The organism is Streptococcus mitis, from assembly GCF_047462815.1.
Lineage (GTDB): Bacteria > Bacillota > Bacilli > Lactobacillales > Streptococcaceae > Streptococcus > Streptococcus mitis_DO.
Window position 1 is genome coordinate 34,837 of record NZ_JASHFB010000014.1, and the last position, 24,075, is coordinate 58,911.

The following is a 24,075-nucleotide window of genomic DNA, read 5'->3' on the forward strand; positions in this document are numbered from 1 at the left end:
GAATGTTATTTTTGTTTTTATTAAAAAGATATCGATTTCATTTACTAAACAATAAAAAAGAACTGATTTCTCAGTCCTTCATTAATCTTATTCTACACTAAATAGGTATGGGTAAACAGGTTGTTGACCTTGGTGAATCTCGACTTCAACGTCTTCGAATTCTTCTGCGATTTCTTGAGCAATTTCATTGGCAAGTTCTTCGCTTCCGTCTTCACCGACATAGAAGGTTACGATTTCACTATCTTCATCCAACATATGTTTCAATGTTTCTGTCAAAGTTTGGTGCATATCAGGGTTTGACACGAGGATTTTCCCATCCACCATACCAAGATTATCATTTTCATGGATTTCTAAGCCATCAATGGTTGTATCACGAACAGCTGTTGTGACGCTTCCGCTAACGACATCGCTAAGAGCAGCAGTCATACGCTCTTGGTTTTCTTCGATGGACTTGCTTGGATCAAAGGCAAGAAGACTTGTCAAACCTTGAGGAAGAGTGCGAGCTTCCACCACTACTGCTGGTTGCTCCAAAACTTCTGCTGCAGATTGAGCTGCCATGAATATGTTTTTGTTGTTTGGCAGGAAGATGATGTTACGAGCGTTGACCTGTTCAACAGCCTTGATAAAGTCTTCTGTTGAAGGGTTCATGGTTTGACCGCCTTCGATAACATAATCCACACCTTGAGAACGGAAGATATCTGCTAGACCTTTACCAGCCACTACAGCAATCAGAGCATACTCTTTTTCTTCAGCAGGCTTGCTAACTTGAGCAGCTTCTTTCTCAACCTGTGCCTCGTGTTGGTTACGCATATTATCAACTTTTACCTTGACCAAGCTACCATATTTGAGGCCTTCTTGCATAACAAGACCTGGATCTTCTGTATGGACATGGACTTTGACAATTTCATCATCATTGACAACAAGGAGAGAATCCCCAAGTTCATTCAAGTAGTTACGGAACTCGTCGTAGTCAAAATCTTTAGCATAGGTGGGACCTTGCTTAAGAGCTACCATGATTTCAGTACAGTAACCAAAGGTAATGTCCTCAGTCGCTACATGACCAGCTACAGACTTATGATGTTCTGCATTGATCATTTCACTCATGTTGGCCGGAGTCGCTACAAAGTCCTCAGATGCAATATATTCGCCAGTAAGGGCTGAAAGGAAACCTTCATAGATGAAGACCAGTCCTTGACCACCTGAGTCCACAACACCAACTTCCTTCAAGACTGGAAGCATATCTGGCGTTTTAGCTAGAGCGGTTTTAGCACCTTCCAAGGCTGCACGCATTACCTCAACAGCATCATCTGTTTGCTCAGCCTTTTTCTTAGCACCGATAGCAGCTCCACGCGAAACTGTCAAAATCGTTCCTTCAACTGGTTTCATAACAGCCTTATAGGCAACTTCCACACCTGATTGGAAGGCAAGGGCCAAGTCTTGACCTGTTAACTCGTCTTTATCCTTGATGGCTTGTGAAAATCCACGGAAAAGCTGAGACGTAATAACTCCTGAGTTCCCACGCGCACCCATCAAAAGCCCTTTAGCAAGAATGCTTGCTACCTCTCCAACAGTAGAAGCTGGTTTGTCTGCAACTTCCTTAGCACCATTTTCAATGGTCATTCCCATATTTGTACCAGTATCTCCATCTGGAACTGGAAAGACGTTTAATGAATCGACATATTCAGCTTGCTTATTCAAGCGAGTTGATGCAGCCTGCACCATTTCTTGAAATAAGCTAGTAGTAATTTTTGACACGGTTATTCTCCTACAACTTTGATATTTTGAATGTAGACATTTACAGTCTGAGCAGTAATTCCAAGTTGGTTTTCCAAACTAAAACGAACACGCTCTTGAATGTTTTTTGACACTTCGCTAATCTTTGTTCCGTAGCTCAACACGGTATATACATCAACTGCAATACTGCCATCTTCGGCCGCCTTTACGACGACACCTTTGGAATAATTTTCCTTACCTAGCAGAGCTTGGAAATTATCTTTGAGGGCATTTTTACTAGCCATACCAACCACACCAAAAATCTCAGTTGTTGCACCGCCTACGACAGTTGCAATCACTTCATCTGTTAGTTCGATTTGACCATCTTTTGTATTAATTTTTACAGTCATCCTTTTTACCTCAACTAGTTGATACTCTATTTTATCATATTTCAGCCCAAGTGTAAAAGCAGAATACTGTATCAGCGGATATTTACTCCGTTTTTCAAATGATTTTATACCCACAATAAAAGAAAAAAGACCCTAAGGTCTCCTTTGCTTTTATTATTAAACGCGTTCAACTTTACCTGATTTCAAAGCACGAGCTGAAGCCCAAACTTTTTTAGGTTTACCATCGATAAGAACAGTAACTTTTTGAAGGTTTGGTTTTACGGCACGTTTTGTTTGGTTCATCGCGTGTGAACGGTTGTTTCCTGATACAGTCTTACGACCTGTAAAGTAACATACTTTAGCCATTGTGTTTTCCTCCTATTAGATCTAATATAGCGGATGTGCTAGCACCACATACCGTACTATGTTATCACACTTTCTTCATTTTTGCAAGGGAATTGGAAGATTTTTTTATTTAACGTAGACAATCCCCAACTTTCCAAAAGCCACATCTCCACGGATAATCAAAGTTTTACTGGTTGGAGCTAGAGAAGTGTCTGCCTTGGCTACACCACAGAAAGTTTCCACCTTCAAATCCACTCGCCAATGTTGGGGAATATAGATAACTGCATTGCCAAAACCAACTTCTACTTTCAGGGTTGCAGTATCTCTTAAAATCTCTGCATTGTCGTAATATATCTTAGCATTGCCAAAACCAACTTCTACTTGGTCTTCTACCAATTCTTGGTTTTGCTTGTAGAAAGTCCCAGTCCCAAAAGCGACTTCCTTATCTGTAAGAATGGTCTTTTCACCATCATACCACCATTTTTTCCCATTCCAAGTTCTGTTAGAATGAGTAAGTGCGTTGACACCCAGTACGATTAAAATACTAGCCCAGAATAGTGACTGATTTGGAATCGGTAAAATATCATAAAAGTGGTTAGCAATCATTAAGGCTACTAAAGCTGTAAAAGAGGCTGAAGTTAAGTGGAGACGCAACAAAGCTCCAACTGATTGGTAGGCAAAAAAAGCAATACCAATCAAGGGCCAAATTTGCCCCCCCAGAGAAGGGATTCCAAAATTTCCTTGTAGTAATATTACAGCTGCCAAAACTAGCAACACAATACCAAATGCTTTCTTTTTCATCTTCTTACCTCATGTTTCTTAGATTTTCTTTTAGGAGGGATTGGTAATGCCGTGAGACATGAACCTCCTTGTGGGTCTGATAGAAGGAAATGGTCCCCGTTCCTGAAAAGGACTTGTCCACCGAATAGATTTGCCGAATATTAGCAATAGTTGACTTGGATACCCGACTGAAATAGCGAGGAAGGATAGCCTCTAACTCATAGAGTTTAAGCCGAACCTCGTAGGCATCTTTCTGAGTATGGGCATAAATTTTGCTACCTTCCGTCTCAAAGAAGAGAATTTCCGATAAGTCCAGATAATATTCACCCGTCCCCTTGTAAAAAATCAACCGAGGAGACTTGGATTCTTGCAAGAGCCGCTGTAAATCCGCAATCTCATCTGTCAAAGCCGCTGCCTTGATGACAATTTCAGTTTCCTCTAAATTGCTGTCAATCTCGATTCGTAACTTCATTCCATCTCCTTTCTGACTCTACTATATCAAAGCCAAAATAAGAAAACAAGAGCAAAAAAGCAAGTGGTTACTTTAGGCACGTAAGTGGTTCTAGGACCGCCTTATACTCTTCGAAAATCAAATTCAAACCACGTCAGCGTCGCCTTACCGTACTCAAGTACAGCTTGCGGCTAGCTTCCTAGTTTGCTCTTTGATTTTCATTGAGTATTAACTTACAGGTCAAAATAGAAAGAAAAGCACACCCCACACAAGTCCGCAAGCATAACCAACCAAGACATCCTTGGGATAATGAACGCCACCTAGGACTCGGACCAAGGCTAAGAGTCCTGAGCAAATAAGCAAGATTATTCCGATCAAAGTCCAAGCATGGAAACAGGCCATGGAGATAATGGTTGCTGAAAAGACATGACGACTGGGCATAGACTGACCAGGACTATCTCTGTCAAGTAGCGGTACAATTTCCCAAACTTCATAAGGCCTAGGAGCATTGATTTTCTTACGAAGAAAGGACAAAATCACAAAACCTAACGCTGGAATAAACAAATAGATCCCGACCTGTTTCCCAAGTCCTTGTTGGAGATAGGTAGTTGCTAACAAGGTTAGATAAATCATAGGCATAACTACCGTCATGAACCGATTGAAAGTTCTTAACAAGCTCAGAAGAAAGGGCTTATTTTCAATCTTACCAGCAATGTGGTCATACCATTCTTGATAATTCTTCATATATTTTCTCATCACTTACTCAAATTTTGCTTATAGGGAAGCACTTGTCTTCTAGTATAGTGCAGAAAAAGAAGGCCGTCAAGCCTTCTTTCGATTTATTCTTCTGCTTCGTCTTCTGTAAATTGACTGTTGTAGAGGTCAGCGTAGAAACCAGCTTGCGCCATCAGCTCATCATGATTTCCTTGCTCGATGATATTTCCATCTTTCATGACAAGAATCAGATCAGCATTACGGATGGTTGACAAGCGGTGGGCGATGACAAAGGAAGTTCTGCCCTCCATCAAACGATCCATAGCTTTCTGAATCAATTCCTCTGTACGGGTATCAACAGAAGAAGTCGCCTCATCTAGGATTAGGAGTGGTGCATCTTTCAGCAAAGCACGAGCAATGGTCAAGAGCTGTTTTTGTCCGACAGACAAGGTTACTGTATCGTCCAAGACGGTATCATAACCATCTGGTAGGGTCATGATAAAATGGTGAATCCCTACAGCCTTGCTGGCTTCAATCACGCGCTCATCACTAATACCTGTTTGGTTATAGATGAGATTGTCGCGAATGGTCCCTTCAAAGAGCCAAGTGTCCTGCAAGACCATTGAAAAGGCATCATGTACTTCCGAACGCTTCATCTCCTTGGTATCCACGCCATCGATGCGGATACTTCCCTTATCAATCTCATAGAACTTCATCAAAAGATTGACAATGGTTGTCTTACCAGCCCCAGTCGGTCCGACAATGGCAACCTTTTGACCTGCATGAGCGGTCGCAGAAAAGTCATGAATAATGGTTCGCTCTGGTGTATAACCAAAGGAGACTCGATCAAAGACTACTTGACCTTTCATATCGCTCAATTGTCTTTCTTTATGGGATTCGTCTTCCATTTCCTCTTCAGCTAGGAATTCGAAGACACGTCCCATGGCTGCACTAGCCTGCTGAAGACTAGTAATCCCTTGGGCAATTTGTGAAAGAGGCTGAGAAAAGATTCGAACGTAGGCCATAAAGGCAACGATAATCCCGATACTAATCTGCCCATTCAGAGCCAAGGCTGCACCAACGATAATCACCAAGGCATAGCTAAAGTTCCCAATAAACATCATAATCGGCATCATAATCCCTGAAATAAACTGAGATTTCCAAATACTGTCATACAAACGATTATTTAATGTCGCAAACTCTTCTTTCGTACTCTCGATGGCATTGTAACTGGTCACCACATTATGGCCAGAGTACATTTCCTCCACATAACCATTTACAGCTGCCAAATCTTTTTGCTGACTCTTAAAAAAAACTTGTGATTTGCCCATAAAGACGGACACGAAAGCAAAACCGATAAGGGTTGAAACAACCGTCACTAAGGCTAAAATCCAGTTCATCCCAAACATGGTCACCAAGACTGCCACGACCAATAAAGTGGATGAAAGAACTGTCCCCAGACTTTGATTGAGGTACTGTGCTGCAGTGTCAACGTCATTGGTCACACGAGATAAGGTATCTCCTTGAGAATATCCATCAAAATACCCTAATGGAAGACGATTAATTTTCTCTGCAATCGCTGTTCTCAAACGCTCTGAAAAACGTTGAATGGCTGTTGTAAACAGAAAGGCCTGCAAATAATTTGATAGGAGTCCAATTACATAGATGACAGCCAAAAAACTACCAATGGCTGCAACCGCAGCGACATCCACACTTGTTTCTAGACCACTGGCAATGATATTGGTCATTTCCTTGATACGAGTTGGACCATATACAGTAATGATATTGGATAAGATTGTTGCTAAAAAGGCAATCAGAAGGGCAAACTGGAGACCTGCAAGATAGGGCTTACTCTGTTTCCATAGAGATAGTTTTTTATTTTCCATGTTCCAATTCCTCCTTCGATAATTGTGAATAGGCAATTTCTTGGTAAACTTCGTTGGTAGCTAGAAGTTCCTTGTGAGTGCCTTGTCCCACGACTTTACCTTGATCCAAGACCAAAATCAAATCCGCTTCCATAATCGTTGAAATGCGCTGAGCGACGATGAGTTTGGTCATAGATTTTGTTTTCTCTGCTAGCTCTTGACGAAGAACTCGGTCTGTCTTGTAGTCCAAGGCTGAGAAGGAGTCATCAAAGATGAGGATTTCTGGCTTCCGAGCCAAGGCACGCGCAATTGCCAGACGCTGTCTTTGACCACCTGAGAAGTTGGTTCCTCCTTGGGCTACTTCTGACTCTAAGCCCGCTTCCTTGTCTTCGATAAAGTTCTTAGACTGGGCCAATTCCAAGGCTTGCCATATAGCTTGCTCACTAAGTGGTGTTTCTTGACTCTGTCCAAAGTCTAGATTGCCCTTGACATCACCTGAAAAGAGAACCGCTTTCTGAGGAATATAACCAACCTTATTGCGCAAATCTTCCAAACTGTAATCTTGAACATTAACTCCGTCCACCAGAATTTCTCCTGCTGACACGTCGTAGAAACGTGGAATCAGATTGACCAGAGTTGATTTACCAGAACCCGTTGAGCCGATAAAGGCAACTGTTTGACCCGCTTTTGCTCTAAAGCTAACATGCTCGATAACTGCCTCCGAATTTGCCGCATAGCGGAAGGTCACATCCTTAAACTCGACCTGACCTTTGAGATTTTCATCAGCCAGCTGCACTTGAACAGGATTTTGGATAGAAGAATGCAAATCTAGAACCTGATTAATCCGCTTAGCAGAGACCATAGTTCGGGGAAGAACGATGAAGAGCGCCCCCATGAGAAGGAAGCCCATAACAACCTGCATGGCATAAGACATGAAAACAATCATGTCACTAAAGAGAGGCAGACGCGCTGTCGCAGCAGCGTCGTTGATTACATAGGCCCCAATCCAGTAAATCGCCACACTCAAACCACTTGAAATCCCCATCATGATTGGATTTAGAATGGCCATAAGACGGTTGACAAACAAATTCAAGCGTGTCAATTCATCATTTGCTGCTGCAAATTTTGCATTTTGGTATTCTTCAGCATTGTAGGCGCGAACGACACGAATACCTGTTAAACTCTCACGAGTGATACTGTTCAGTTTATCTGTCAGCCCCTGAATCAAGGACTGTTTTGGAAAGGCTAGCGTCATCAAAACTGTCGTCATCAGGACGTTGACAATCACTGCCACAAGTACGGCCCAGAGCCAGTATTCTGAATGACCTAAAATCTTCCCAATAGCCCAGATAGCCATAATTGGACCACGCGTAACCACTTGCAAGCCCATGGTAATCAACATTTGAACTTGAGTAATGTCATTGGTGGTACGAGTTAGGAGACTGGGAATAGAGAATTTCTTAATCTCTGTCTGTGAGTAATCCAAAACTCGGTTAAAAATATCACTTCTCAACTTACTAGTATAAGAAGCCGCCACTCGGGATGCAAAAAATCCAACTGCAACTACGGACAAGAAGGCAAGAAAGGACATTCCCACCATCATGCTTGCCGGCTGCCACAACTCATCTAAATTAGTTCCTTGACTACCTAGCAAATCCGTAATTTTCGAGATATAAGTCGGCACTTCCAACTCTAGATAAACCGAAAAGCAGGTAAAGAGAATGGCTAGTAAAATCATCCCCCATTCTTTTCCACTAATTCGTTTTGCTAATTTCTTCATTATCTCCTCCTATTCTCTTGATATTTTCCTGTAGTTGAGCAAGGACTTTCTCAAAAATCAGTAATTCATCTTCATCAATGTCTTCCATCAACTGCTTGTCTATGCGTTCAAAGAAGGCCTTAACCTGCTGCATTTGGGAACGTGCTTTGTCCGTCAAACGAACAAATTTAGCCCGCTTATCGCTAGGACTCGCCTCCAATTCCACCAAACCATTTTGCACCATACGCTTGACCAAATTACTAGCAACAGACTTGGTAATATTGAGTTCCTGCTCGATATCTTTAATCAAGACCATGTCTTGGTTTTTCTCACGATTATCCAAAAAACGCACAACCTGACCTTGCGGCCCACCCATAAATTCAATACCACAACGTTTGGCTTCCTTTTGCACCATCAGGTGAATCTGATGACCAAAACGCTTAAAGACTAACATCGGCTTATCCATACTAACTCCTTTCTAACTATCATATTTAGTTCTCCTAGGAACTAATTAAGTTTTCATGAGAACTATTTTACCACTTTGAAAAGAGATGTCAAGAAAAAAGTTTCCTAGAGAACTATTTTCTTGATTAAAAAAATCCCAAGTGATTTTCTCACTTAGGATCATGTTTTCTAGGTTCAATTAGAATCCATCTACGTTCGTATAAATCTTTTGCACATCTTCGTCGTCTTCAAGAACGCTGTAAAGTTTTTCAAAGGTTTCAAGGTCATCGCCTGACAATTCCACTTCTGACTGAGGAATCATTTCCAATTCTGTCACTTGGAATTCTTCGATACCTGACTCACGAAGGGCAACGATAGCCTTGTGAAGGTCAGTTGGAGCTGTGTAAACAGTAATTGTTCCTTCTTCTGCCTCTACATCGTCCACATCCACATCTGCTTCTAGCAATTGCTCAAAGACTGCGTCCGCATCTTCACCTACAAATACGATAACACCCTTGTTGTCAAAGAGGTAAGAAACTGAACCTGAAGCACCCATGTTTCCACCGTTTTTACCAAAGGCTGCACGGACATTAGCCGCTGTACGGTTAACGTTAGAAGTCAAGGTATCAACGATCAACATAGAACCGTTTGGTCCAAATCCTTCGTAACGTCCTTCTGTAAAGGTTTCGTCTGTGTTTCCCTTTGCTTTATCAATCGCTTTATCGATAACGTGTTTTGGCACTTGGGCTTGTTTAGCACGGTCGATAACGAATTTCAAGGCAGTGTTTGATTCTGGGTCTGGATCACCTTTTTTAGCTGCTACATAGATTTCTACACCAAATTTTGCATATACTTTAGAGTTAGCTCCATCTTTAGCCGTTTTCTTGGCTACGATATTGGCCCATTTACGTCCCATTAGGAATCTCCTTTTTTCACATTTTAATCTTTCTTATTATAACACAAGTTTTTTCGATTTTCACTAGAGGAAATGGATTTTATTCAGTAAATCCAACTAGGATAGCACTTTGGCTGCCAAGATTTCCTCACCTTCTTTTATCAAGGGGTGACGGAACAGTGAGAAGTACAGTTGGATGGTCATGGCAACCCAGATAAGGGGTTCGCAAAGGATAACTCCCTTATAGCCTGCCCAAGGAATAATCAAGACCACAAAAGCGATTTTCCCGATTAGTTCGATAAAGCTAGAAACCAGAGGAAGAACCTTTTGCCCCAAGCCCTGCAAACAATTGCGATAAAGCAACAAGAGACTCAGAATGGGATAAAAGGCTGAGCTGATTTGCAGATAGAGACTACCATTTTCTACCAAGTAGCTATCCGTCGAACTGGCCAAGAAGGAAACCAAGGCTGGACTGGCAAAAAAGAGGAAGACACAAACAAAAATTGCCCAGGATATACTTAAACGACTACCGATTCGAAGACCTTGAACAATGCGGTCTGGGCGCTTAGCACCTAAATTCTGAGAAGCAAAGGTCGTCATTGATGCAGAAATAGCGGTCATAGGAAGAAGGGCAAAGGCCATAATGCGTCGAGCTGCCGTCTGGGCACTAATAATCACTGCACCAAAGGTATTAACAGAAGACTGTAAAATCACACTGCCGATCGATACAATTGAACTCATCAAGCCCATAGCCAAACCTTGCTCCAAAAGATCCGCATACAAGGCCTTGTCCCATTTAAAATGTTTCAGCTGAGGGAGTAAGTCAGGTACACTCTTTTGGATATAGTAGAAACAGAGTATCGCTGATAAGCCTTGCGAAATGATGGTAGCAAGGCCCGCAGATTGAACCCCCAGTTGCAGTTGCGTAATAAAATAGAGATCCAGAACCACATTAACCATAGCAGAAAAAATCAAAAATCCAAGGGCAGCTAGACTGTCCCCAATAGACCGCAACAAGCCTGCAAAAAGATTATAAGCAAAGCTGACACCGACACAGGTCACAATCATAGAAATATATTGATAGGACTGGGAAAGGATTTCTGCAGGAGTATCTAAATATTGCAAGAGTGGATACAGACCGACAAATCCCAGCAGCATCACTACAACACTCAAAAGAGCACCTAAAATCCAGGTAGCTGCTACTGCCTCCTTGATTTTAGTGAAATTCCGAGCTCCATAATAACGGGCAATGACAATTCCCATGCCATTGCCAACACCAAGAGTAAAACCTACAATCAAGTCAAAAATCGCTGTCGTCGCTCCTACTGCAGCCAAGGAATCTTGACCCAGAAATCGCCCAACAATCAAGACATCAGCAGTATTATAGAGCTGTTGAAAAATATTTGATAGCAAGATTGGGAAGGCAAAACTCACAAGCGAGGGAAGAATAGGACCATGTATCAGGCCCACTGTTCGTTTTTTATTCATAAGGCTATTATATCAGCTTTCTAGGGGAGCGACAAGAAACAGCAAACTATGCGTGAGCGGAAAACCAGAATAAGGCATCGAAAAAGCAGTGGATTTCTCCACTACTTTGACAGCTTATTCTTCAATTTCGATTTCAAGTTCATCACCTAGGTCAAGTGTGACTTCTTCATTCACAGAATCTGCTTGAACTGCTTCATCTTTTTTAGTTTCAACACCTTCTACAGGAGATTCTTCTCCATCAACCAAACCAAATTGAACACGGACTTGATGGTCAATTTCATCAAAGATTTCTGGATTATCTGCCAAGTATTTCTTAGCATTTTCAGAACCTTGCCCGATTTTCTCATCCTTGTAAGAGTACCAAGCTCCTGCTTTTTTGATGATATCCAAATCGCTTGCAATCTTCAAAAGCTCACCTGTCTTAGAAATCCCTTCTCCGTACATGATTTCAACGAAGGCTTCCTTAAATGGCGGAGCCACCTTGTTTTTCACGACCTTAATCTTAGTTTCCTTACCGACATTGGTGTCTTTCTGGTCACCAGTTCCCTTGATTTGTGTGCTTCCACGAACATCCAAACGCACTGAAGCATAGAATTTTAGAGCACGTCCACCAGGAGTTGTTTCTGGATTTCCAAACATAACCCCAACTTTTTCACGCAATTGGTTGATGAAGATAGCAATTGTTTTGGTTTTATTGATAGAAGCACCAAGTTTACGCATGGCCTGGCTCATCATACGAGCCTGCAAACCAACATGGCTATCTCCGATATCTCCATCAATTTCCGCACGAGGGACAAGGGCCGCAACTGAGTCGACTACGACAAGATCCACGGCTCCTGAGTCAATCAATTTTCCTGCAATCTCAAGACCTTGCTCTCCTGAGTCTGGTTGAGACAAGAGCAATTCGTCAATATTGACACCAAGGGCCGCAGCATAAGCTGGATCGAGGGCATGTTCCGCATCGATAAAGGCTGCAATACCACCTTCTTTTTGTGCTTGCGCAACTGCATGAAGGGCAACCGTTGTCTTACCAGATGACTCTGGCCCATAGATTTCGATGATACGTCCCTTAGGATAACCACCTGAACCAAGGGCAATATCAAGAGCCAAAGAACCTGAACTCATCACTTGCACCTTTTGCTCGGCACGTTCACCCAAACGCATGATTGATCCCTTACCAAAGTCTTTCTCAATCAATTTAAGAGCGTCATTCAAGGCTTTTTCACGTTCTGCCCCGAACTTTTTTGAAATTTCATCTAATTTTTTTGGTTTTTTCGCCATTCTATTCTCCTACATTCTAATGGTCCTCAGACCTATCTACTATTATATCAAAAGTTAGTCACTTAATAAAGCCTTGCGAACTAGGCTAAAGGCATGCATAACCGCAATGTGGCGTACATCTGCTCGACTTCTGCCTCCAATATTCACCTTGATAACCTCAGTTCCTTGCTCTTGAGCCAAGCCTATGAAGACTGTCCCAGCTGGATGTCCTTCTAGGCTATCTGGTCCTGCCACTCCAGTCAAACTAATGCCAAAATCAGACTGGGTCTTGCTTCGTGCCTGCTCAGCCATCTTCTGGGCTGTAAATGCAGACACCACACCATGTTCTTCCAAATCCTTGGCAGGAATATCCAACATCTTTGATTTTTCCTCCAAGCTATAGGTCACGAAACCACCCTTAAATATACTTGAAGCACCCGAAAAATCAGCTACAGTGGCTTGGAAAAGTCCTGCCGTCAAACTCTCTGCTGCCGTAATGGTTTTCCCTTGCTTTTTCAGTTCTTCTACCACAATGCTAGCTAAACTAGTTTCTTCCCCATAACCATAGCAAAGTTCTTGCAAAGAAAGACCTTCAAAGGTTTGGCAACCTAATATTTGATTTTCCAAGATATCCAGCGCTTGATTCGCCTCTTCTTGGCTGCTAGCTTTTGTTGACAGACGCAGAGTGACTTCTCCTGTCTTAGCATAAGGGGCCAAGGTCGGATCTGTTTGATTATCAATTAAATCAGCTAAAATCGTAACCAACTGACTTTCGCCAATCCCAAAGAAACGAAGAACTCGGGAATATAGCTTACTCCCTGTCATCAACTTAGGTAGAAGTTGGTTTAAGACCATGGGTTTTAATTCACTTGGTGGACCTGGAAGGACAACGTAGGTCACTCCATCGACTTCCAATATTCCTCCCACAGCCAGTCCTGTTTCATTCGGTAGTGAAGTCGCCCCTTCTACAAGTTGAGCTTGTCTTTCGTTATTCGGTGTTCGGACATAGTCTGGTCTCTGGGCAAAAAAGACATCCAACTTCTCCTGCGCCTGAGGATCGAATACCAATGCTTTCCCTAAGAATTTAGCCAAGGTTTGTTTGGTTAGGTCGTCCTCAGTTGGCCCTAAACCACCTGTCAAAATCAACAAACTGCTACGTTGACTGGCAATTTCAAGCAAAGACAAGAGACGAGCTTCATTGTCTCCTACAGCCGTCTGAAAATATACGTCTACCCCAATCTCTGCTAATTTTTCTGATAAAAACTGAGCATTGGTATTGACAATCTGTCCTGTCAAAATCTCTGTTCCAACAGCAATGATTTCTGCTTTCATGTTTCCTCCTACCTATCTATTCGTATTTTTTTGAAAAAATCGCAGGAAATTTCCCACGATTGATTTTTTATTTGTATCAAGAAAGTTAATTATCTTCGTCACTAACCGGCACCCGTCCAAACAAATCTTCAAATAAGACAACATTTGTTTCAAGCTGAGTGACTTCTTCTTGTCCCAAAGAACGTCTCAAAAGATTCTGCATCTCCAACATATGGCTTCTCGTAACAATTTGATAAGAAACGCCTTGTAGCATCTCCCCTTCACCCTTCAATTGTTGTGTTTCAATGGTTTTAAATGAATCTTTATAGCCCAACAAGCTCGGAATACTTTTCGCAGATAAATCAATATTAGTCTGCATATTAGTACTTAGGGCTTTTAAAATAGATTGGTAGTGACTGACACTATTCAAACTAAGAACTTTTTCAACAACTTTTTGAATGACTTCACGCTGACGCTTTTGACGACCATAGTCTCCTTCTGGGTCTTGATAACGCATGCGTGAATAAACAAGCGCTTCTTCTCCATTTATTGTCTGCTCTCCAACACCGATAGAAATGGTGTTAAATTCTTCTTGGTCACTGATAGAGATTGGGAAACCTAGTGTATTATTAACCGTAATACCTCCAACTGCATCGACCAATTGTTGCAATCCTTGCATATTGACCATAATATAGCGATCAATATGGAGGTTCATCATCTTTTGAATTGTTTCTATCGCAAGTTCTGCTCCACCACCAGCATAAGCTGCATTAAGTTTCGCTTCTTCAATACTACCATCTTTATGTTGAATTTTAGTCAGGATATCACGTTCCAAACTCATCATCGTCGTTTTCTTTGTGTGAGGATTGACAGTCAGCAAAATCATACTGTCACTATTTCCAGCCCATTGGTCTGTACGCTCTACGTTCCCAGTATCAACCCCCATCAACAGAATGGTCAAAGGCTCTGTTGCTTCAATAACCTTGGTTTCTTCTCCTATTTTTTTATATGTTTTTGCCAAAGTCTCTGTACCTTGCTGATAAATAGTATAAGCGAAAACACCGACACCCAAAACTGTCACAGCTAGAAAAGCTAATACCATTCCAATAATTTTTTTAACCATATTTCTACTAATCTATCAGTTTACCCATCAAGTAAACATCGATAAATTTCCTTTCTTCTATATATGCCCCACGCTCTTGGCGACCTTCAATTACAAAGCCATGCTTTTGATAAAGATGAACTGCAGCTTGATTACGAGTTTGGACAGTTAGTTGAAGTCGACGAAGAATGCCACTAGCCTGTGCCCATTCTATGACTTCTTCAAGTAACAAACTTCCCAACCCATTATTCCAATACTTCTTACCAATCACAATAAAGAGATCTCCAATATGACGAACTCTCTTGCGTTGATCAGCTGTGATATTTACAAGACCAGCAATTTCATCATTCAGTAAGGCCAGTAAAGTGATTTGATTTTCCGAGTGAGCCTGTTTATCCAAAAATAACTCCATCTCAGTATCTGTCATCAAAATACCATCCCTGTCCAGACTGGTAAAATCTGTTTCTACACTAACACGATTTAAAAATGATACTAAGGCAGCCGCATCTTCAATTTCTGCTTCCCTAATGAGCAATTCATACTCCATATCGAAGCTCCTCTAAGAGTTTTTCTGCACGCAAGCCCTTGGCTTTGAAGTTTAATCTGCGACCATCTTCCTCTTTTAGAATTTCTAATTCTAAATAAGTATCTGGCAAGGCATCACCTAAAAGATGTCCCCACTCAATGACAGTTACCCCACCGCCAAAGAGAAACTCATCCAAGTCGATAGAATCAGCATCTCCTTCAATACGATAAACATCTAGGTGGTAAAGTGGAAGACGACCTTCATACTCTCTCACGATAGTATAGGTTGGACTCTTAATCATCTGGGAAATCTGTAATCCCTTAGCAAGGCCTTTTGTAAAGGTTGTTTTGCCTGCTCCAAGTTCACCAGTTAAGATTAAAACATCATTTTTTTCTAATAGATGGCCCAAACGCTCCCCTAAGACTTGCAGCTCTTCTTCATTTTTTGTGTACATATTCTTATTATACCAAAAACTTTTCTTTTGTGTCTATTTTCCTGCTAAACTTATACTCAATGAAAATCAAAGAGCAAACTAGGAAGCTAGCCGCAGGTTGCTCAAAGCACTGTTTTTAAGTTGGAGATAGAACTGACGTGATTTGAAGAGATTTTGGAATAATATAAATTTGAAATCAAAAAACACACCATATCAAAAACTAAAAAGTTTGATATCATGCGTCATGTCTTAAACTAATTGACTATACTTTCTATTCAAATGAGCTTTTAACCGATTTATTGAGCCAATCCACTCTTAAAACCAAAGAGCAATTTCTCGCTTAGCTGACTCTTCTGAATCTGAACCATGTACAACATTTTGGATAACCTCATTTTCTCCAGCAGCTTTTGCAAAATCACCTCGAATCGTTCCTGGTAAAGCTTCTTCTGGACGAGTTGCACCCATCATAGTCCGCCAAGTTTCGATTACTTTGGGACCAGAAATGATACCTACAAGAACCGGTCCTGAAGTCATAAATTCACGAATCGGTGGGTAAAAACTTTGACCAACCAAGTCCTGATAGTGCTGGTCAATCAACTCTTCTGAAACCTTTGTACGCAACTCCAATTTTTCGATTGTAAATCCACGTTGTTCGATGCGTTTCAACACTTCCCCCACTAGTCCCCTTTTTACACCATCTGGTTTAATGATAAAAAATGTTTGTTCCATACCCGTCTCCTTTGTCAGCTTCTTTCTTTTATTTTACCACATTTCATGGAAAAATGGAGAAAGTTTTCAGAAAAGAGAAAGAGAACCCGAAGGCTCTCCATTCTCTTTTATTCTACTGTTTCTTCCACAGTTTCAACGGCAGTATCCACAACTACTTCTGTTGTTTCTTCATTTCCTTCTTCCTCTACTGGAGGATTAAGGTATTCTTCTTCGTTGACAGCATGTGGTTCAAGGTTACGGTAACGGGCCATACCAGTACCTGCTGGGATGATCTTACCGATGATAACATTTTCTTTAAGTCCAAGGAGATGGTCTTTCTTACCACGGATAGCCGCATCTGTAAGGACACGAGTTGTTTCCTGGAAGGAAGCCGCTGACAAGAAACTATTTGTTTCAAGTGAGGCTTTGGTAATTCCCATAAGGACTGGGCGACCAGTCGCTGGAACTCCACCTGCGATAAGGACATCTTTGTTAGCATCTGTAAAGTCATTGATATCCATAAGGGTACCCATGAGAAGGTCTGTATCTCCTGGATCCATGACACGGACTTTACGGATCATTTGACGAACCATTACCTCGATGTGTTTGTCACCGATTTCTACCCCTTGGCTACGGTAAACTTTTTGTACTTCACCGAGAAGGTAAGTTTCAACTGACAAGACATCACGGACTGCAAGGAGACGTTTTGGTTGGATAGAACCTTCTGTAAGAGCAGCACCACGCGCTACTTGGTCCCCAACTTCGACACGCATACGAGCGGTAAATGGAACGACGTACTCACCTTCGCCAGTTTCACCCTTAACAAAGACTTTCTTAGTACGAGTTGATGCATCTTCTTCGATAGCGGTAACTTGTCCTTTAACCTCTGTGATAACCGCTTCCCCTTTAGGATTGCGGGCTTCAAAGATTTCTTGGACACGAGGAAGACCCTGAGTGATATCGGTATTTGAGGCAACCCCACCCGTGTGGAAGGTACGCATTGTAAGCTGTGTACCAGGTTCCCCGATAGATTGGGCAGCGATTGTACCGACTGCTTCACCAACTTCAACCGCATCACCAGTCGCCAAGTTGATACCATAACAGTGACGGCAGACACCGTGACGAGTGTTACATGTAAATACAGAGCGGATAGTCACTTCTTCCACACCAGCATTAACAATTTCACGCGCCTTGTCTTCTGTAATCAATTCATTTGGACCAATGATAACTGCACCAGTTTCTGGATGTTTAACAGTTTTCTTAGTGTAACGACCATTGAGACGCTCTTCGAGAGACTCGATCATCTCTTTTCCTTCTGCGATAGAGCGGATCAGGAGACCACGGTCAGTTCCACAGTCGTCCTCACGGATGATAACGTCTTGGGCAACGTCAACCAAACGACGAGTCAAGTAACCTGAGTCGGCTGTCTTAAGGGCCGTATCGGTCATACCTTTACGGGCACCGTGAGTTGAGAAGAACATTTCGAGTACTGACAAACCTTCGCGGAAGTTTGAAAGGATTGGCAATTCCATGATACGTCCGTTCGGAGCAGCCATCAGACCACGCATACCGGCAAGCTGTGAGAAGTTTGAGATGTTACCACGGGCTCCAGAGTCCATCATCATAACGATTGGGTTCTTAGGATCTTGGTTGGCAATCAAGCGTTTCTCAAGTTTTTCACGGGCAGAACGCCATTCAGCTGTAACGGCATTGTAACGCTCGTCGTCTGTGATCATACCACGACGGAACTGTTTTGTGATTTGTTCTACACGTTTGTGTGATTCTTCAATGATTTCAGCCTTGTCATCAACGACTGGGATATCGGCAATACCCACTGTCAATCCTGCAAGAGTTGAGTGGTGGTAACCGAGGTTCTTCATACGGTCAAGTAGGGCAGAAGTTTCTGTCGTACGGAAACGTTTGAAGATTTCAGCGATGATATTTCCAAGGTTTTTCTTCTTGAATGGAGGGTTGAGTTCAAGATTGCTGATAGCTTCCTTGATATCTCCACCAAGTGGCAAGAAGTATTTGGCTGGAACGCCTTCTGTCAAGTTGGCATTGTTTGGTTCTTGCAAGTATGGTAACCCCTCTGGCATGATGTCGTTGAAGAGGATTTTACCAACTGTTGTAAGCAAGACCTTGTGTTTTTGCTCTTCTGTCCAAGGCTTGTTGAGACTGTCAGTTGCAATACCAACACGTGAGTGAAGGTGAACATAACCATTACGGTAGGCCATAACCGCTTCGTCACGGTCTTTGAAGACCATTCCTTCACCTTCACGACCAGCTTCTTCCATGGTCAAGTAGTAGTTACCCAAAACCATGTCCTGAGATGGAGTAACAACTGGTTTACCATCTTTCGGGTTCAAGATGTGCTCAGCAGCGAGCATCAAGATACGAGCTTCTGCTTGGGCTTCTTCTGAAAGCGGGACGTGGATGGCCATTTGGTCCCCGTCAAAGTCGGCATTGTAGGCTTCACAGACAAGTGGGTGCAAGCGAAGGGCCTTACCATCAATCAAGACTGGCTCGAAAGCTTGGATACCCAAACGGTGAAGGGTCGGTGCGCGGTTAAGAAGTACTGGGTGTTCTTTGATCACTTCTTCAAGGATATCCCAGATACGCTCATCTCCACGTTCCACCAAACGTTTAGCTGCTTTAACGTTTTGCACGATATCACGGGCAACGATTTCACGCATCACGAATGGTTTAAAGAGCTCGATCGCCATTTCACGTGGCACACCACATTGGTACATCTTAAGAGTTGGGCCAACGGCGATAACGGAACGTCCTGAGAAGTCAACACGTTTACCGAGCAAGTTTTGACGGAAGCGTCCTTGTTTACCTTTAAGCATGTGGCTCAATGATTTCAGTGGACGGCTACCTGGTCCTGTGATTGGACGACCACGACGACCATTGTCAATCAAAGCGTCAACCGCTTCTTGAAGCATACGCTTCTCATTTTGAACGATGATACCTGGTGCATTCAACTCAAGCAAACGAGCCAAACGGTTGTTACGGTTGATAACACGGCGGTAAAGGTCGTTCAAGTCAGATGAGGCAAAACGGCCACCATCCAACTGCAACATTGGACGAAGATCTGGTGGAATAACCGGAAGGATGTTGAGAATCATCCATTCAGGTTTGTTTCCAGACTTATAAAAGGCATCCAAAACATCCAAACGACGGATGGCTTTGACACGTTTTTGTCCAGTAGCTGTTTTTAACTCTTCTTTGAGTTCAGCAATTTCTTTTTCAAGATCTACTTGTTTCAAAAGGTCTTGGATAGCTTCGGCACCCATCTTGGCAACGAACGATCCATAACCATACTCACGCAAGCGCTCACGGTATTCGCGCTCTGTCATGATAGACTTGTGCTCAAGTGGTGTATCCTTAGGATCAATCACCACATAAGCCGCAAAGTAGATAACTTCCTCGAGGGCACGAGGGCTCATATCAAGGGTCAAGCCCATACGGCTTGGAATCCCCTTGAAGTACCAGATGTGAGATACAGGAGCTTTCAACTCAATGTGTCCCATACGCTCACGACGAACTTTGGTACGCGTTACTTCAACCCCACAGCGGTCACAAACAATCCCTCTGTAACGAATGCGTTTGTACTTACCACAAGCACATTCCCAGTCTTTTGTAGGTCCAAAGATAACTTCATCAAAGAGACCTTCACGTTCTGGTTTCAAGGTACGGTAATTGATTGTTTCAGGTTTTTTGACTTCTCCATAAGACCATGAACGGACTTTGCTTGGAGAAGCTAGGGTGATTTGCATACTTTTAAAACGATTTACATCAACCACTATTTCTTCCCTTTCTATTCTAAGTGAGCTACTTATTCTTGTTCAGCAGCTTCTTCTGTTGCTTCCGCTTTTGTTGCTTTTTCAGCTTCTTCAGCTTCAAAGGCTGCTTTAGCCTCTTGTGCTGCTTTTTCGCGGGCTTTTTCAAGGTCATCTACGTGGATGACATCTTCGTCCATTCCTTCATCCAAGTCACGAAGTTCCACTTCTTGGTCATCTTCGTCAAGGACACGCATATCAAGACCAAGAGATTGCAATTCTTTGACAAGAACTCGGAAGGATTCTGGAACACCTGGTTTTGGAATTGGTTTTCCTTTTGTAATAGCTTCATAAGCTTTCAAACGTCCGTTGATATCGTCAGACTTGTAAGTCAAGATTTCTTGAAGGACATTTGACGCACCGTAAGCTTCAAGAGCCCAAACCTCCATCTCACCGAAACGTTGTCCACCAAACTGAGCTTTACCTCCGAGTGGTTGTTGGGTAACGGTTGAGTATGGTCCGACTGAACGTGCGTGCAATTTATCATCAACCATGTGGTGGAGTTTGATCATGTACATGACTCCGACAGAAACACGGTTATCAAACGGTTCCCCAGTACGTCCATCGTAAAGGATCGTTTTGGCATCGCTATCCATACCTGCTTCTTTAACAGTTGACCAAAGATCTTCAGAACTTGCTCCGTCAAAGACTGGTGTTGCGATATGAATACCAAGAGTACGAGCCGCCATACCAAGGTGGAGCTCCATAACTTGACCGATATTCATACGCGATGGCACCCCAAGTGGGTTCAACATGATATCGACTGGAGTTCCGTCTGGAAGGTAAGGCATGTCTTCTACAGGAACGATACGAGAGACAACCCCTTTATTTCCGTGACGTCCGGCCATCTTATCTCCGACCTTGATCTTACGTTTTTGAGCGATGTAGACGCGAACCAGCATATTAACACCTGATTGCAGCTCATCTCCATTTGCACGTGTAAAGATCTTAACATCACGAACGACACCATCGGCACCATGTGGTACACGAAGAGAAGTGTCACGTACTTCACGAGATTTATCTCCGAAGATAGCGTGCAAGAGACGTTCTTCAGCTGAAAGGTCTTTCTCACCCTTAGGTGTTACTTTACCTACAAGGATATCGCCTTCTTTAACCTCAGCACCGATACGGATAATACCCATTTCGTCAAGGTCTTTAAGGGCATCTTCACCAACGTTTGGAATTTCGCGAGTGATTTCTTCAGGCCCAAGCTTTGTATCGCGTGTTTCTGATTCGTATTCTTCAAGGTGAACAGATGTGTAGACATCGTCTTTCACCAAGCGTTCGCTCATGATAACAGCATCCTCGAAGTTGTAACCTTCCCAAGTCATGTAGGCAACGATTGGGTTTTGTCCAAGCGCCATTTCTCCATTTTCCATAGAAGGGCCGTCAGCAATGAAATCGCCTTTTTCAACGACATCGCCAACTTTAACAAGCGTACGTTGGTTGTAGGCAGTACCTGAGTTTGAACGACGGAATTTTTGGATGTGGTAAACGTCCAATGAACCATCTTCACGACGAACTTCTACCTTGTCAGCATCTGCGTAAGTAACTTTACCATCATACTGAGCAATCACAGCCGCTCCAGAGTCGTGGGCTGCTTGGTATTCCATACCAGTACCAACGTAAGGTGCTTGAGGATTGATCAATGGCACAGCCTGACGTTGCATGTTGGCTCCCATGAGGGCACGGTTGGAGTCATCGTTTTCCAAGAAAGGAATACATGCTGTCGCAACGGCAACTACCTGTTTTGGTGATACGTCCATGTAGTCAACAACATTAGCTGGATACTCTTGGTTGACCCCTTGGTGACGTCCCATAACAACTTTCTCAGCAAAGGTTCCATCTTCGTTAAGACGAGAGTTGGCCTGAGCTACAGTAAATTCATCTTCTTCATCGGCTGTCAACCAAACGATTTCGTTCGTAACAACACCAGTTTCACGGTCAACCTTACGGTATGGTGTTTGAACAAAACCATACTTGTTCAAGTGTCCGTAAGATGACAAGTTATTGATCAAACCGATGTTAGGTCCTTCAGGTGTCTCGATTGGACACATACGACCATAGTGAGTGTAGTGCACGTCACGCACTTCATATCCAGCACGGTCACGAGTCAAACCACCAGGTCCTAAGGCTGACAAACGGCGTTTGTGAGATAACTCAGAAAGTGGGTTATGTTGGTCCATGAACTGTGACAACTGTGATGAACCAAAGAACTCTTTAACCGCAGCTGTTACCGGACGGATATTGATGATTTGTTGTGGTGTCAAGACTTCGTTGTCTTGAACAGACATACGTTCACGGACATTACGTTCCATACGAGAAAGTCCAAGACGTACTTGGTTAGCAAGCAATTCCCCAACCGCACGGATACGACGGTTTCCAAGGTGGTCGATATCATCTACACGGCCAAGTCCCTCAGCCAAGTTGAGGAAGTAGCTCATCTCAGCAAGGATATCTGCAGGAGTGACGATACGAACCTTGTCATCTGGGTTAGCATTACCAATGATCGTTACGACGCGGTCTGGATCAGTTGGTGCAACAACCTTGAACTTTTGAAGAACAACAGGCTCAGTCACAACGGCTGCATCATTTGGAATGTAAACAATCTTGTTCAAGTCACCATCCAAATGGCTTTCAATACTTTCAATCACACTACGAGTCATGATTGTTCCAGCCTCTACCAAGATTTCGCCTGTTTCAGGGTCTACCAATGGCTCAGCAATTGTTTGGTTGAGCAAGCGTGTTTTAACATTGAGTTTTTTATTGATCTTATAACGACCAACTGCTGCCAAGTCATAGCGACGTGGGTCAAAGAAACGAGCCACAAGCAAGCTACGTGAGCTTTCAGCAGTCTTAGGCTCACCTGGACGAAGGCGTTCGTAAATTTCTTTCAAGGCTTCGTCTGTACGAGAATCCATTGGATTCTTGTGGATATCTTTTTCAACAGTGTTGCGAACCAATTCGCTATCACCAAAGATATCAAAGATTTCATCATCACCTGAGAAACCAAGCGCACGAACCAAGGTTGTAAATGGAATCTTACGAGTACGGTCGATACGAGTGTAGGCGATATCTTTTGAGTCGCTTTCAAGCTCCAACCAAGCTCCACGGTTAGGGATAACCGTTGAACCATAGCCTACTTTACCGTTTTTATCAACTTTATCGTTAAAGTAAACACCTGGTGAGCGGACCAACTGAGATACGATGATACGTTCACCACCATTGATGATGAAAGTACCCATTTCTGTCATGATTGGGAAATCACCAAAGAAAACCTCTTGGGTCTTGATTTCGCCTGTTTCTTTATTGATCAAGCGGAAGGTTACAAAAATTGGTGCTGAGTAGCTAGCATCGTGAATACGAGCTTCTTCTAGCGTATATTTTGGTTCCTTGATTTCATATCCAACAAATTCCAACTCCATTGTGTCTGTGAAGTTTGAAATTGGCAATACATCTTCAAACACTTCCTTAAGACCGTGGTCTAGGAAAGCTTTGAATGAGTCAGTTTGAATTTCAATCAAATTTGGTAAGTCAAGAACTTCTTTGATTCTTGAAAAACTACGACGGGTACGATGTTTCCCGTATTGAACGTCATGTCCTGCCAAGATGATTCTCCTTTGTAAATAAGTTCCAAGCCTTATCAATCAGGCTTTCTAATCGTCATATGGTTGTAAAACCCCTATCACCGTGTCCCTTTGGTAAATTTTCAGAATCTTTAAGTCTTTGTTACAAATGCTCGAAATCCTGAAAAAAAGCACAAAAAGAGCAGCTAAATCTGACTTTTTCAGAAGATTTAACTGCTGTGAGCCTTGTCTGGACAATATTTCAGACAAAACCTACGACAAATGATTACTTACATTATACCCTATTTAGCTAGATTTTTCAAGGGATTCTGTAGATTTTTGGTAAATTTTTTCCTATGCTAACTTCTCAAAGTAACTTCCACTTGCCTGACCAAAGTGGAAATTAGTCTAAAACGGATTTTTATGGTGGAATTAAGTATGAGACGTTTGAGTTAGAAATGAGGTCTACTATGACAAAACATAA

At 42.6% G+C, this 24,075-nt stretch carries 19 protein-coding genes; all 19 read right to left on the reverse strand.

The window, feature by feature from the left end:
• Window positions 1-87: 87 nt before the first annotated feature.
• Window positions 88-1,755 carry a DAK2 domain-containing protein gene (locus tag QM865_RS08040; protein WP_414306407.1) on the reverse strand — a complete coding sequence of 556 codons (1,668 nt, stop codon included), beginning with the start codon at window positions 1,753-1,755 and terminating at the stop codon, window positions 88-90.
• 2 nt (window positions 1,756-1,757) lie between these two features.
• On the reverse strand, window positions 1,758-2,123 hold the full coding sequence (locus QM865_RS08045) for an Asp23/Gls24 family envelope stress response protein (RefSeq protein WP_000216442.1): 366 nt from the start codon (window positions 2,121-2,123) through the stop codon (window positions 1,758-1,760).
• Between the two features lie 156 nt (window positions 2,124-2,279).
• The gene (rpmB, locus tag QM865_RS08050; protein WP_001140948.1) at window positions 2,280-2,468 is read right to left on the reverse strand and encodes a 50S ribosomal protein L28; all 189 of its coding nucleotides are present in this window, start codon (window positions 2,466-2,468) and stop codon (window positions 2,280-2,282) included.
• 105 nt (window positions 2,469-2,573) lie between these two features.
• Complete coding sequence (locus QM865_RS08055; RefSeq protein ID WP_414306408.1) at window positions 2,574-3,248, reverse strand: LiaF transmembrane domain-containing protein; 675 nt, start codon at window positions 3,246-3,248, stop codon at window positions 2,574-2,576.
• Window positions 3,249-3,252: 4 nt separating this feature from the next.
• Window positions 3,253-3,699, reverse strand: a complete 447-nt coding sequence (locus tag QM865_RS08060) for a LytTR family DNA-binding domain-containing protein (protein WP_000776605.1) — start codon at window positions 3,697-3,699, stop codon at window positions 3,253-3,255.
• A gap of 219 nt (window positions 3,700-3,918) precedes the next feature.
• On the reverse strand, window positions 3,919-4,422 hold the full coding sequence (locus tag QM865_RS08065) for a phosphatase PAP2 family protein (protein WP_414306409.1): 504 nt from the start codon (window positions 4,420-4,422) through the stop codon (window positions 3,919-3,921).
• A 95-nt stretch (window positions 4,423-4,517) separates the two neighbouring features.
• Entirely contained in the window at window positions 4,518-6,278 is a 1,761-nt protein-coding gene (locus tag QM865_RS08070) for an ABC transporter ATP-binding protein (protein ID WP_414306410.1), read from the reverse strand.
• Window positions 6,268-8,037 carry an ABC transporter ATP-binding protein gene (locus tag QM865_RS08075; RefSeq protein ID WP_414306411.1) on the reverse strand — a complete coding sequence of 590 codons (1,770 nt, stop codon included), beginning with the start codon at window positions 8,035-8,037 and terminating at the stop codon, window positions 6,268-6,270. The genes QM865_RS08070 and QM865_RS08075 overlap by 11 nt, the downstream gene beginning before the upstream one ends.
• Complete coding sequence (locus QM865_RS08080) at window positions 8,012-8,482, reverse strand: MarR family winged helix-turn-helix transcriptional regulator (RefSeq protein WP_414306412.1); 471 nt, start codon at window positions 8,480-8,482, stop codon at window positions 8,012-8,014. The genes QM865_RS08075 and QM865_RS08080 overlap by 26 nt, the downstream gene beginning before the upstream one ends.
• Window positions 8,483-8,659: 177 nt before the next feature.
• Window positions 8,660-9,376 carry a YebC/PmpR family DNA-binding transcriptional regulator gene (locus tag QM865_RS08085; RefSeq protein ID WP_414306413.1) on the reverse strand — a complete coding sequence of 239 codons (717 nt, stop codon included), beginning with the start codon at window positions 9,374-9,376 and terminating at the stop codon, window positions 8,660-8,662.
• Window positions 9,377-9,472: 96 nt separating this feature from the next.
• On the reverse strand, window positions 9,473-10,843 hold the full coding sequence (locus QM865_RS08090; RefSeq protein ID WP_153192621.1) for an MATE family efflux transporter: 1,371 nt from the start codon (window positions 10,841-10,843) through the stop codon (window positions 9,473-9,475).
• Between the two features lie 114 nt (window positions 10,844-10,957).
• On the reverse strand, window positions 10,958-12,124 hold the full coding sequence (gene recA, locus QM865_RS08095) for a recombinase RecA (protein ID WP_153192623.1): 1,167 nt from the start codon (window positions 12,122-12,124) through the stop codon (window positions 10,958-10,960).
• Window positions 12,125-12,178: 54 nt separating this feature from the next.
• Window positions 12,179-13,435 (reverse strand): competence/damage-inducible protein A, encoded by a 1,257-nt coding sequence (locus tag QM865_RS08100; RefSeq protein ID WP_414306414.1) that lies wholly within the window; start codon window positions 13,433-13,435, stop codon window positions 12,179-12,181.
• Window positions 13,436-13,520: 85 nt separating this feature from the next.
• Window positions 13,521-14,537, reverse strand: coding sequence for a biofilm formation/cell division transcriptional regulator BrpA (brpA, locus tag QM865_RS08105; protein ID WP_414306415.1), 1,017 nt, complete (start codon window positions 14,535-14,537; stop codon window positions 13,521-13,523).
• A 7-nt stretch (window positions 14,538-14,544) separates the two neighbouring features.
• Window positions 14,545-15,063, reverse strand: a complete 519-nt coding sequence (locus QM865_RS08110; RefSeq protein WP_414306416.1) for an N-acetyltransferase family protein — start codon at window positions 15,061-15,063, stop codon at window positions 14,545-14,547.
• Window positions 15,053-15,496, reverse strand: coding sequence for a tRNA (adenosine(37)-N6)-threonylcarbamoyltransferase complex ATPase subunit type 1 TsaE (tsaE, locus tag QM865_RS08115; RefSeq protein WP_414306417.1), 444 nt, complete (start codon window positions 15,494-15,496; stop codon window positions 15,053-15,055). The genes QM865_RS08110 and tsaE overlap by 11 nt, the downstream gene beginning before the upstream one ends.
• A 294-nt stretch (window positions 15,497-15,790) precedes the next feature.
• A complete protein-coding gene (gene ndk, locus QM865_RS08120) occupies window positions 15,791-16,204 on the reverse strand; it encodes a nucleoside-diphosphate kinase (protein WP_000438297.1) in 414 nt (137 codons plus the stop codon).
• 107 nt (window positions 16,205-16,311) lie between these two features.
• A complete protein-coding gene (gene rpoC, locus QM865_RS08125) occupies window positions 16,312-19,989 on the reverse strand; it encodes a DNA-directed RNA polymerase subunit beta' (protein ID WP_414306418.1) in 3,678 nt (1,225 codons plus the stop codon).
• 32 nt (window positions 19,990-20,021) lie between these two features.
• Window positions 20,022-23,633: a DNA-directed RNA polymerase subunit beta gene (gene rpoB, locus QM865_RS08130; RefSeq protein WP_261091059.1), complete on the reverse strand. Its 3,612-nt coding sequence runs from the start codon at window positions 23,631-23,633 to the stop codon at window positions 20,022-20,024.
• Window positions 23,634-24,075 lie beyond the last annotated feature (442 nt).

Excerpts from the sequence above, each read along its gene's own strand:
- ndk (WP_000438297.1), bottom strand. The coding sequence starts at position 16,204 with ATGGAACAAACATTTTTTATCATTAAACCAGATGGTGTAAAAAGGGGA.
- QM865_RS08065 (WP_414306409.1), bottom strand. The coding sequence starts at position 4,422 with ATGAAGAATTATCAAGAATGGTATGACCACATTGCTGGTAAGATTGAA.
- QM865_RS08070 (WP_414306410.1), bottom strand. The coding sequence starts at position 6,278 with ATGGAAAATAAAAAACTATCTCTATGGAAACAGAGTAAGCCCTATCTT.
- QM865_RS08075 (WP_414306411.1), bottom strand. The coding sequence starts at position 8,037 with ATGAAGAAATTAGCAAAACGAATTAGTGGAAAAGAATGGGGGATGATT.
- QM865_RS08090 (WP_153192621.1), bottom strand. The coding sequence starts at position 10,843 with ATGAATAAAAAACGAACAGTGGGCCTGATACATGGTCCTATTCTTCCC.
- QM865_RS08100 (WP_414306414.1), bottom strand. The coding sequence starts at position 13,435 with ATGAAAGCAGAAATCATTGCTGTTGGAACAGAGATTTTGACAGGACAG.
- brpA (WP_414306415.1), bottom strand. The coding sequence starts at position 14,537 with ATGGTTAAAAAAATTATTGGAATGGTATTAGCTTTTCTAGCTGTGACA.
- QM865_RS08085 (WP_414306413.1), bottom strand. The coding sequence starts at position 9,376 with ATGGGACGTAAATGGGCCAATATCGTAGCCAAGAAAACGGCTAAAGAT.
- QM865_RS08060 (WP_000776605.1), bottom strand. The coding sequence starts at position 3,699 with ATGAAGTTACGAATCGAGATTGACAGCAATTTAGAGGAAACTGAAATT.
- QM865_RS08110 (WP_414306416.1), bottom strand. The coding sequence starts at position 15,063 with ATGGAGTATGAATTGCTCATTAGGGAAGCAGAAATTGAAGATGCGGCT.
- QM865_RS08055 (WP_414306408.1), bottom strand. The coding sequence starts at position 3,248 with ATGAAAAAGAAAGCATTTGGTATTGTGTTGCTAGTTTTGGCAGCTGTA.
- QM865_RS08080 (WP_414306412.1), bottom strand. The coding sequence starts at position 8,482 with ATGGATAAGCCGATGTTAGTCTTTAAGCGTTTTGGTCATCAGATTCAC.
- recA (WP_153192623.1), bottom strand. The coding sequence starts at position 12,124 with ATGGCGAAAAAACCAAAAAAATTAGATGAAATTTCAAAAAAGTTCGGG.
- rpmB (WP_001140948.1), bottom strand. The coding sequence starts at position 2,468 with ATGGCTAAAGTATGTTACTTTACAGGTCGTAAGACTGTATCAGGAAAC.
- QM865_RS08045 (WP_000216442.1), bottom strand. The coding sequence starts at position 2,123 with ATGACTGTAAAAATTAATACAAAAGATGGTCAAATCGAACTAACAGAT.
- tsaE (WP_414306417.1), bottom strand. The coding sequence starts at position 15,496 with ATGTACACAAAAAATGAAGAAGAGCTGCAAGTCTTAGGGGAGCGTTTG.